Raw genomic sequence first — 9,563 nt, 5'->3', positions numbered from 1 at the left:
ACATGCAAATAAATAGCTTTGGCGATATTGATAACGCCTTAAAAAGAGTCTGCGAGCTAAGCGTAGGCATAGAGAAAATCAACGGCGAAGTGACGCTTGAATGTAACCGCATAAAAGAATCACGTAAGAGCGAAGTAGAGAGACTTGAAAACGAAAAGAATTTCATCGAGCAGCAGATTACCATCTTTTGCGAGGACAATAAGGCTGAATTTGCTGAGAAACGCAGTAAAGAATTCACATTTGGAACAATAGGCTACCGAATAAGCAAAAGCGTATCTATCCCGCGCGTAGCTGCAAAGCTTGAAAGCCTGCTAAACGCTATCAAAGCCTTTGGGCTAGGCAAAGAGTGCATAAGCTACGAAGAAAAGCCAAACAAAGAAGCTCTTGCCGAGCTTGATGATGCTGATTTGGCAAGGCTTGGGCTAAAACGCGTAGTGAAAGATAATTTTAGAATTCAGCCAAAACTTGAGAGCTTGCAGGTGCAAAATTAAGGAGTCAAAGATGAGTTTATTGGATAAGAAAGTGAGTAAATATAGCTTCGAGCCATACAAAAATTTAAGAGACAAAAACGGTAGGCTCTTGCCAAGATTCGTACGTAGAGTCATGATGAAGAAAGCCGCAAAGGGTACAAGATGATGCACTTTTTGATATGGGGCATCATGCTAAACGTATATGGTTTTGTGCTCATATTGGTGGTAAATAATGCACTAGGTGCCAAAAAAAGAGAGTCAAGAAAGCTGGTTTTTGACATCGTGATGCTATTCGTGCCTTATCTGGTATTTGTATTTTTCATCATCTATATGTTGATTTTACTTGGCTTTGGATTTGATAGAGACGAAATGCTTGAATGGATCGAAAAAAGAAAAGAGCAGCGAAATTAAAGGGCAAAAGCCCTTTAACAAGCCTTTAAAGCAAATTTAAAAGCTTGTTAAAGAGTTTAAATTTTAAGGACGAGAAATGAAAATTTGGAATTTTTATATGGACTACTTTAAAGCGGGTGGTACTACATATAAATTTAAAGAAAAGTATTATGCGAGCAATAATGTAAAAATTCTGCTTAATCATATTTCTAAGAAACATAAACTTAAAAGAGGCTGCTGGTATCGCATAAATAGTAAAACATACGGCTATGAGAATTTGGATAGACCAGGACTCATCTGTGGACTAGAAATCACTATGAATGCCGAGTTTATAGGCTAAGGCAGCCGTATGACGACTAAACAACGCATCCATCTTGACAACATGGTAGCCAAAAGAAAAGCCGAAGCGATAGTAAGGCTACAAAATGCTCTTAGCTATGACATGAGCTTTTATAAATTTAAAAACGGCAAGCTCAATGTTTCAAAACTTGCACGTTGTGCGGGACTAAGTCGCGGGTTCGTGGAGCGTGAATTGTGGAAAAAGGGATTATGATGGATAATATATTCGAGTTTTTAAAAACTTCAAGCCTAAGCAAAGATAGCTTCAACGAAAAAGTCGAATTTTTAATAGATGATTTTCTTGTAAAAGAGCTCATTACACTCATATACGCAGACGGTGGTACGGGCAAAAGCTATATAGCCTTTGCACTAACTAAAAAGCTCTGCGAGATAGGTCAAAAGGTCTTTTTCATCGACTACGATAATCCTGTAAGCGTGCTAAAACAACGCGGCATCGATAAGCTTTTGATAGAGAAATTTAGCAGTCTAAGCTATATCCAAAGATCGCAAATCGCACTAAATGGATACGAGCTGGTGCTACGTCTAGAAGAAAGTGCGGTCGGCAAGGCATATAAAAACTGCGTATTCGTGCTCGATAGCCTGAGAGACTTCACGGATGTGTATAACGATAACAAGATAAATAGGCTATTTGAAGCGCTTAAAAATTTACGCGAGGCGGGAGCTACTATCATCTGATAAAACGTCCAGGCAAGGAAAACGAGCTAAATTTCTTACTTGAAGTGCAAAAAGAAAGAGCCGGGATAAAAGACATCGGATTTAGTATAGATACGTTAAATTTAGAGCTAAGTAGCCTAGATGTAGATGTAGCTAGGATGAATGAATACGAAATAAATTTCACCTCTAGCGCACTTAAGATTTTAGCTCAAGGCGATATGAATAAAACAGAGCTTCTAAATGCTATGGGCTATGAAAAAGACGACAAGACGGCAAGAGATTGTCTTGATAAATTTGAGGGCAATCTATGGACTAGCACAAAAACAGGCAAGGCAATAGTTTATAGCTCAAAGAAAGAAGCTACAACTATTACAACTGATACAACTATCGTAGAAGATAGTCTATTTTTGGCGGTTTAAATGGTTGTAATAGTTGTAAAGGTTGTAGGGAGCAAAAATGAATAAAACAACTGAACTAAAAAACTACTACATCAAAATGATCCACACTCTAAAACATAACTATTTCATCGATGATGAGTGCAGAAAAATCTATCTAAAATCTGTGTATAACAAAGAAAGCCTGAGCGATCTAACCATTAATGAGCTACGAGAAGTGCTTACGGTATGTGGTTACAAGCCATACAAAAAATACACTCCAAGCTATAAAAAAGCTAGATCAAAGACCGACAACCAAGGGCAAGTGGCTAGTATCGCATCAGGTATCAACGAAACCGTACCGATAAAAGACGGACTACACGCCACAAAAAGACAGCTCGAGACGATCACCGGGATCTGGGAGCAGATAGCAAGAAATAAATCGCCTATGGCGCTAAGAGAGTTTATTTTTAGGATCGTGAAAATTCGCCCGCTACACCTAAAATCTCTCTCGAGAGATGACGCAAGAGATGTAGTGCAAGCCTTGATACAGATGAAAGAGAAGCATGCAAACAGCGACAATAAATAACTTCGATCTGTTCGTTGAATTTTATAATAAGGTCAAGGAAAGCTCCGATATAAGCGAGATTATCAAAGAATATGGCGGAGCCAATATCTACATACCAAGCTACAAGGCAACATTCAGAAATCAAGACATACTAAGACAATACGATGAAGGCATAAGAGCAGGCAAGAATAGCTCCGTAGTCATCAGAGAACTAGCCCAAGCTCATAATCTAAGCTACAACACCATAAGCAGCATCACAAAAGAAGTTAGAGAGCCAAGTTTATTCGATTCGGAAAATTGACATTAGGCTTTTAAAAAAATATAATTTCATTAAAATTTTTAAAAAGGGGGAAATATGGCAAGTTTAGAAGAAATCAAAAGTCAAATTTCGGATTTTTCAAACGTAAAAGACGTTTGGACGAGAAAAGAAATAAAGTGTCTTCCTGATATTATTTGGGAAGGTGAAAATATACAAAGCGCAACTTCAGGCACGTATAATCACGGCTTTGGAATATTGGTGGCAACAAATAAAAGGCTTATCTTTATCGATAAGGGCATTTTCAGCCTAAAGGTTGAGAATTTTCTATATGACAAAATAAGTTCGATAGAATATAAAATAGGCATATTGAGTGGCGAAATAATCATATATACATCAGGTAATAAAGCAAAAATAGAGTCCGTTGTACCAAAAGAGAACGCAAAATATATGGCCGAATTTATACGGGCATATATGGATCACTCAAAAAATAGCGAAAAGCAACAAACGGCTCCTAGCAATACGATAAACAACGAGAACCAGGAAGATTGGATGCAAAAGCTTGAAAAGTTAGCATCCTTGAAAGAAAAGGGCGCCTTAACAGAAGAAGAATTTATAGAGCAGAAACAAAAGCTTTTAAAAAATGTATAAAATTTTAATTGTGCTTCTGGCTCTCTTAAATTTTTGTCTTGCCGACTATGAAGCCAAGGTCATAAAAATAATAGACGGTGACACTATGCAGGTTCTATCCGCAAACAAGGAAAAAATCAAAATAAGACTATACGGCATAGATGCTCCTGAAAAGAAACAGGCTTACGGTAAAGTATCAAGGAATGCTCTTGCCGATAAGATAGCAGGCAAGATAGTTAAAGTATCTCCAAACGGAAAAGATAGATACGAAAGAGAGCTTGCTAAAATTTATCTTGACAATGAGGATATAAATCGATATATGGTAAGGAATGGCTTTGCTTGGGCTTTCGTAAAATACTCGAAAGAATACGCTAGTGATGAAATTTATGCAAGAAATAATAAGTTGGGCTTGTGGCGGAGCAACAATCCGACTCCACCGTGGATATTTAGAAAAAGATAATTTTTACTATCTGATCGGGTCATCAGAAAATAAGCTCTTCTTTATATACTCTCCTTTATAGTTTTTCCCACCCCCGTCTGATAAAAGCTGATTCACCTCTGAAATATCTAGCCATTTTGGCATAGGAAAAGGAAGCTCTTTAAAATCATAATATTCGCCACCTGCATTCTTAAAAACGACTTCCCTGTGGCTCCTTGCCTTACCATTTACGGCATAGTAATCAAAACCGCCATCTTTATTTTTTGCGGTATCGTCTACAACATATATCCCACCATCATTGCTATTGCCGGTTTGAAAGCATTTGACGAATAAATAGCCCTTATATTCCGATGTATTGCAAGTGACAGGGGTATAATTTTTATAGTATGTTACATATATATAGGTCATCAGATCTTTATAATGACCGGCTTCAGCCTTAACATTACTATCACCTCCACATCCTAAAAACAAAAGTGCAATTATAAGCCATAGCTTTTTTATCATTTTGTATCCTTGCTGTGATTTTTGGCAAAATTATATTATATTCTTTATAAATTCAATTATAGTGCCCCTTATAGCCTTCTTTGTTTTACTAGGTAGAGTGCCTTTTTTACTAACTGGTAGAAAAGGACGTGCTGGGATTTTGATACCTCGTCCAAAAGCGTTATTTGTGCCAAATTGATGCGTTAGTCCATATGCAAAGCCGTTTTTCTTGATATTGTTAGATACGCTTACTTGATCGCTATTTGCTTTAGTTATCCATCTGTCGGCCAAGTATCCCTCGCCTCGCAAGATCTTACTGCCTTTGCCTTGTTTGGTCTTTTGTTTTAGTGTACTGGGTTTTAAGGTGGCCCACTTCTGCCCAAACGGGCTAGTCTCGTTTTCAAAAGCGTCTTCGATCTCGTTTTGTAGGATGTTGCCAAGAGTTTGCATGAGTGGCTTAGTATTCGTGCCTATATCTTGAAGCTTTTTGAGCTTTACCTCTATCGCCTCGAGTCCTTTAACCTCTATCATTTGACTTTACCTTTTTGTAATGATATAATGCATCGAAAGTGGTGAGCGAAGATGTGAACTCAAGAAATTGAGAGAGTAACCACAGAGGGCGAAAGCCGTCGATGTTGCAGGTTCAAATCCTGCCCGTTCACTACTTTAACTTTTTGATTTCTCCACCTTTTATGGCGCCTAAAATATCCTCTTTTATGTTTTTATCCAGCGTAATGACATAGTTTTTGACCTTAAATTTCTTATGCGTTTTTGATACTTCGATAGGTATCAAATTTAATCTTGTCTCATCTGCTTCGTCATCAAAGATAAAAACTATATTGTTTTTGCCCTCTCTTAAATCCACGTAGGCCTTATCCTCATCTTGCAACACTTCGACGATCCGCTTCATTTCTTCAACTCTAAAAGCGTGCTGATAGGCTTGCTTTCTCTTTGGGCTTGCATGTGTGAGCTCTTTTTTAGTTAGGACTATGCCGCCGCTTTCTATGCTTTTATTTAAAATTTTACTTGCCAGATCAGCTAAAATTTTACTCAAAAAGCCTACTTGAAATATATTTATGGGCACTTTTTGGTTATCTTTTACGATTATCTCGTCTATGGCCTGCTCTAGCCCCTTTTGCCACACATAAATATCTCGCTCGTGTTCAAACTCTTTAAGCAGCTCTTGTAAAGCCTTTTTTGCTTTCGGGCTAGTTAGGCTCTGTAATGCAGCGTCCTTTTTGTCTTTGAAAATTTCATCTATCTTTTCGACTTTGCCGGGGTTGTACGCAAAGTCTTTCTCAGCCGCTTTTGGCAAAAACGAGCCGTCTGCTAACGGAGTGATGCCGCGCGCTTCGCATTCTGCTTTTGTAAGCACCTGCACTTTGCAGCGGCAGTTATAGCCGTTTGGTGGATAGTTCGTGTTCCAAAAAGGATCTGTTTTCGGCAAAGTCTTTCCGTGAAGCCTACGGTGTGAGGCTCTAGTCCTACCGTCTAGCACCGCCGTGTATCTAAAATACTCTCCAAGACTTTGCATCTGACTTTCATATCTCGCCTTAGCGTAGGCTGTTCGCATATTGGTGTTATAGATAGTTTTTAGCCTGCGGTTTCCCACATAAATTTCTTTTTCCTCACCGGTATTTGGATCTTTGACTTTGACATTTCCCAGCCAGCCTTTCTTGGCTAGCATAGGTTTAACGCTTTGCTTCCATTCTTCAAAGCCTACACCCTCTTTAAAGGCCTTTGTAAGAGAGCCTTGCATATCTCTTAAGAGATCTAAATTTGTCATCTTTGCGATCGTAAAAGTCTTTTTATGCGCGTCATGCATGATCTCGTCATAATCAAAATGTTTCTCGGGTTTTTTGCCAGCCATGTATTCATATACGGCAGTAGGCTCCTCAAAAAATGAAAAGCCCAGATCACTACTCTTCATAATATCCCGCCATTTGTGCGTTTGCTATTGCGCGAAACATCATCTCTTCAAGCCTATCAAACGGCAGATCGTAAAGCTCGTAAAGCTTTTCAAATGCCTCTTCGTAAGTCTCGCTCTCGTTTATGAATTTATTCAAAGCCAGCTCGATCTGCCCATCATCGATTTCAAGCTCATCTGTAGCCTTGTCAAATTTATCTATCGGCAACCCCGTTTTAACAGCCTTTAAAGGGATTTTAAGGGGCGTTTTATTGGCCGTGATTTTTGCCGTTTGTTGACCTTGCTCTTGCGTTTTTTCCTCATCGAGTTCGATATTGTAGGTGTCTTTGATATATTTTTGAGTAGGCACGAAGCCCATATCAAATAGCACCTTATCACGGTTAGCTCTTTCGGTATTTGGCGCATCCTCATCGAACAACTTTGCGCTAAGCTCGCCGTTAAAGCCGTTGATCTCTTTAAAAAAGTCGATCGCCTTATTCATTACGAAAACTAAAATTTTCGCATCGTTTGCGGCGAGATCTTCTCTGATCTCGTTGTGCGTCTGTGCGGCCGCGTAGCTTCCTTCTCTCACATCGCTTGTTAAATTTGCACCTAAGATAGCCTTGCTTATTTGAGTATCGAAGTAGTTTGGAAGCTTTGAAAAATCGACATTTGATGTAGGCTGAATGAGTTCAAGCTCCTCGTCTTTGTCGATGACCGCGCTATCGCCGCTAAGCATAGCATCGACTTCCTTTGCGAGCTCGTCCGGATCGTAAGAAGTTTTTGCAATAGCCCAAGGAGAGCCGAACCGCTCCAAAAACCTATACCAAAATTTAAGGCTCGCATTTTTCATCTTGACCGGAAAATAGAGCTTTTTAAGCAGCCCGTCGCCGTATTGCTTTTTAAAATTTGCTCTATTTAGCGCGTAGATGACTTTAAAAGGCGGGATCTCTTGCTCGCTACCGCTACCGTTGAATACAAATTCGCCCGCATCGTTAAATTTAAATTTCCTAAAATCGCGCTGCACTAGTCGTGGATAAATAAATCCGTCTTTTTCTTTGTAGTTTATCTCGAACACATTTAGCCCGTAAAGATATGTTTCAAGGACTTGGCTCACGATGTCAGGATTGAATATGTTTTTAAATTCTCTTTTGAGGTTTTCATCTTCCGTGATGATTTGTATCTCTTTTTTCTCGGTCACGGCCTTGCGGCTCACATCACACTGCGTAACGGTAAGATCGCTTAAGATCATATCTATGTCGCTATCGTTAACCTGGCTGACGCTTGTATTCATGATTAGATCTATCAGCGTGCTGTTGGCTGAGATTATGGACGCTCTTTTGCCGCTTTGTTTGATTTCGTTTTTGTTTTTAAAAATATTTAGAAATTTCATCTATGCCGCCTTTGAATTTTCTTGGTTAGTTTGGTTAAGTTATACGCTCCAGCAAGCGAATCGGGAGCGTCGTCGTGCTTGGCCTCCGGATACTCTATTAGCTGCTCGATCAGCAGAGTTTGGCTTTTGTGAAACACTATCTCGCCATCATCAATCGGCACTTCGAGCTCTTCTATCCTCAGTCCCTTGTTTGCTACGTTATTCACGCCTTTTAATGGTAGTTTTGCACCCGCTTCGAACGCCTTTTCTCTGATCCACTGACGAAAGAATTCTTGTCCGCCGTTGGTCTCGATCGCACAGATCCTGCAGCGATAAATTTGGTTTAGCTCGATGATTTTCTTGATCGCCTTTTTGGTTTTCATAACTTCGACTATGCTCTCGGAGATGTAGATTTTTTGCTCGCTTTTGCTCACTCCAAGCACGGTGATTGCCGTAAAGTCTGATTTTTTCTTTTCGCCCGCCGGGTCGATATACATGACAAAGTAATCTATCCTTGGAAGTTCTTTATAAAAATGCAGCGATTCTTTCGTGAAAATTTGAGCCTCACTGCGAGGATCGTTTTGCTGCTCCTTGTTGAAACTCTTTAAATTTTCAGCCCTTTTTTGCATGAGTTTTAGGATCGGCAAGGCTTCTTGCCAAAGCACCTGCGAGCCCTCATCCATCAAATTCTTTCTTCGCATATAAAACTCATCGCTTGCTGCTACGGATACATTGCGATATAGATTCGCCCACTCTTCCCACAGATCCATTCTCTTTGGGAAACTGATAATGGACTGATATTTTTTGGCGTTCCAAAATTTAAGTTTGAGTTTTCTTGCTAGCACGCTATCAGCGTGAAGTATAGTACCGATATAAAGCACGTCTAAGCTACCATCTACGCTGCCTAAATTTAATACCGCTTCATCAAGCCACGCTTCAAGCTTGTCGCGTTGATCTTTGCTTCTTACGTTGGTGTCATTTTCCAAATCATCAAGCACAGCAAGATCGGGGCGATATGTGCCAAATTTAACACCACGCAACCTTTTGCCAGAGCCAAAGGCTTTTATTTTCACGCCATTTTTCGAGACAAATTCGCCTATTTTCCAGTTTTTAGAAGCACCGCAAACTTGTGGGAAATCAGCCTTTAAATTTGCGTTATCTTCAAGTTCTGCTTTAATAGCCTCCAAGCAACCCTCTACTAGCTCCACTGCGTCTGAAATTTCAACGATGAAATGCTTTTTGCCAAAGCAGATACACCAAAGCGGAAAAAGCTGGGAGCAATAGGTGGTCTTTGCATGACCACGCGGGGCAGCTCTTGCATATTTTTTGCCAACAGGGCTTGACGTGATCTCTTCAAATGTGTGCGCCAGATCCTCATGCAGCTCGCATTTGCCAGTGATCGTGAAGTAGTGCGGAAAATAGGTCTTTGCGAAGTATTCAAAATCAAATTCGGCTCTTTTTATACGTGCTGATTTTTGTTTTGGGTCAAGGATGGAGTTTAGATGTATCTGCTCTTTTAGCTCATCTTTTAGCTCGCCAAGCCACTCGCAAAAATCCTTTCTCGTAAGCTTTGAAAGCTCAGGCTCGCTGACACCTTGCCTCTCGTAAAAGTCTTTTTTGTCCTCTAAGAAGCTGTCTAATTCGTCTTTTGAAAATAGCAT

At 39.8% G+C, this 9,563-nt stretch carries 16 protein-coding genes; 11 read left to right on the top strand and 5 right to left on the bottom strand.

The window, feature by feature from the left end; all coding sequences use genetic code 11:
- Positions 1-2 precede the first annotated feature (2 nt).
- From HMPREF1139_RS04800 to HMPREF1139_RS04755, 11 genes are all read left to right on the top strand, one after another.
- Positions 3-491: a host-nuclease inhibitor Gam family protein gene (locus HMPREF1139_RS04800; RefSeq protein ID WP_009650088.1), complete on the top strand. Its 489-nt coding sequence runs from the start codon at positions 3-5 to the stop codon at positions 489-491.
- A 10-nt stretch (positions 492-501) separates the two neighbouring features.
- Positions 502-636: a hypothetical protein gene (locus tag HMPREF1139_RS11980; protein ID WP_009650022.1), complete on the top strand. Its 135-nt coding sequence runs from the start codon at positions 502-504 to the stop codon at positions 634-636.
- Positions 633-881 (top strand): hypothetical protein, encoded by a 249-nt coding sequence (locus HMPREF1139_RS04795; protein ID WP_034966106.1) that lies wholly within the window; start codon positions 633-635, stop codon positions 879-881. Before HMPREF1139_RS11980 ends, HMPREF1139_RS04795 begins: the two co-directional genes overlap by 4 nt.
- Positions 882-957: 76 nt before the next feature.
- Complete coding sequence (locus tag HMPREF1139_RS04790; RefSeq protein ID WP_009650123.1) at positions 958-1,200, top strand: hypothetical protein; 243 nt, start codon at positions 958-960, stop codon at positions 1,198-1,200.
- Between the two features lie 9 nt (positions 1,201-1,209).
- Positions 1,210-1,413, top strand: coding sequence for a hypothetical protein (locus HMPREF1139_RS04785; protein WP_009649953.1), 204 nt, complete (start codon positions 1,210-1,212; stop codon positions 1,411-1,413).
- Positions 1,413-1,895, top strand: a complete 483-nt coding sequence (locus HMPREF1139_RS04780; protein WP_009650296.1) for an ATP-binding protein — start codon at positions 1,413-1,415, stop codon at positions 1,893-1,895. The genes HMPREF1139_RS04785 and HMPREF1139_RS04780 overlap by 1 nt, the downstream gene beginning before the upstream one ends.
- A gap of 44 nt (positions 1,896-1,939) precedes the next feature.
- Positions 1,940-2,293: a hypothetical protein gene (locus HMPREF1139_RS04775; protein ID WP_009650141.1), complete on the top strand. Its 354-nt coding sequence runs from the start codon at positions 1,940-1,942 to the stop codon at positions 2,291-2,293.
- A gap of 37 nt (positions 2,294-2,330) precedes the next feature.
- Positions 2,331-2,837 carry a phage protein GemA/Gp16 family protein gene (locus HMPREF1139_RS11100; RefSeq protein ID WP_009650037.1) on the top strand — a complete coding sequence of 169 codons (507 nt, stop codon included), beginning with the start codon at positions 2,331-2,333 and terminating at the stop codon, positions 2,835-2,837.
- Positions 2,815-3,117 (top strand): Mor transcription activator family protein, encoded by a 303-nt coding sequence (locus HMPREF1139_RS04765; protein WP_009650161.1) that lies wholly within the window; start codon positions 2,815-2,817, stop codon positions 3,115-3,117. The genes HMPREF1139_RS11100 and HMPREF1139_RS04765 overlap by 23 nt, the downstream gene beginning before the upstream one ends.
- 54 nt (positions 3,118-3,171) lie before the next feature.
- Entirely contained in the window at positions 3,172-3,723 is a 552-nt protein-coding gene (locus tag HMPREF1139_RS04760; RefSeq protein ID WP_009650286.1) for a PH domain-containing protein, read from the top strand.
- Complete coding sequence (locus HMPREF1139_RS04755; protein ID WP_009650246.1) at positions 3,716-4,162, top strand: thermonuclease family protein; 447 nt, start codon at positions 3,716-3,718, stop codon at positions 4,160-4,162. The genes HMPREF1139_RS04760 and HMPREF1139_RS04755 overlap by 8 nt, the downstream gene beginning before the upstream one ends.
- Positions 4,163-4,168: 6 nt before the next feature.
- On the opposite strand, the gene HMPREF1139_RS04750 is transcribed toward HMPREF1139_RS04755, so the two are convergent.
- The 5 genes from HMPREF1139_RS04750 to terL all read right to left on the bottom strand — a co-directional run bounded on the left by HMPREF1139_RS04750 (position 4,169) and on the right by terL (position 9,563).
- A complete protein-coding gene (locus HMPREF1139_RS04750) occupies positions 4,169-4,645 on the bottom strand; it encodes a hypothetical protein (protein ID WP_009650340.1) in 477 nt (158 codons plus the stop codon).
- A 30-nt stretch (positions 4,646-4,675) separates the two neighbouring features.
- Positions 4,676-5,155 (bottom strand): phage virion morphogenesis protein, encoded by a 480-nt coding sequence (locus tag HMPREF1139_RS04745; RefSeq protein ID WP_009650355.1) that lies wholly within the window; start codon positions 5,153-5,155, stop codon positions 4,676-4,678.
- A gap of 130 nt (positions 5,156-5,285) precedes the next feature.
- On the bottom strand, positions 5,286-6,554 hold the full coding sequence (locus tag HMPREF1139_RS04740; RefSeq protein ID WP_009650021.1) for a phage head morphogenesis protein: 1,269 nt from the start codon (positions 6,552-6,554) through the stop codon (positions 5,286-5,288).
- Positions 6,544-7,923, bottom strand: a complete 1,380-nt coding sequence (locus tag HMPREF1139_RS04735) for a phage portal protein family protein (RefSeq protein WP_009650057.1) — start codon at positions 7,921-7,923, stop codon at positions 6,544-6,546. The genes HMPREF1139_RS04740 and HMPREF1139_RS04735 overlap by 11 nt, the downstream gene beginning before the upstream one ends.
- Positions 7,920-9,563 carry a phage terminase large subunit gene (terL, locus tag HMPREF1139_RS04730; RefSeq protein WP_009650332.1) on the bottom strand — a complete coding sequence of 548 codons (1,644 nt, stop codon included), beginning with the start codon at positions 9,561-9,563 and terminating at the stop codon, positions 7,920-7,922. Before terL ends, HMPREF1139_RS04735 begins: the two co-directional genes overlap by 4 nt.

Source organism: Campylobacter sp. FOBRC14 (genome assembly GCF_000287855.1).
Lineage (GTDB): Bacteria > Campylobacterota > Campylobacteria > Campylobacterales > Campylobacteraceae > Campylobacter_A > Campylobacter_A curvus.
The sequence above is the reverse complement of the archived record's forward strand: the minus strand, read 5'-3'. Positions and strand labels throughout refer to the sequence as shown.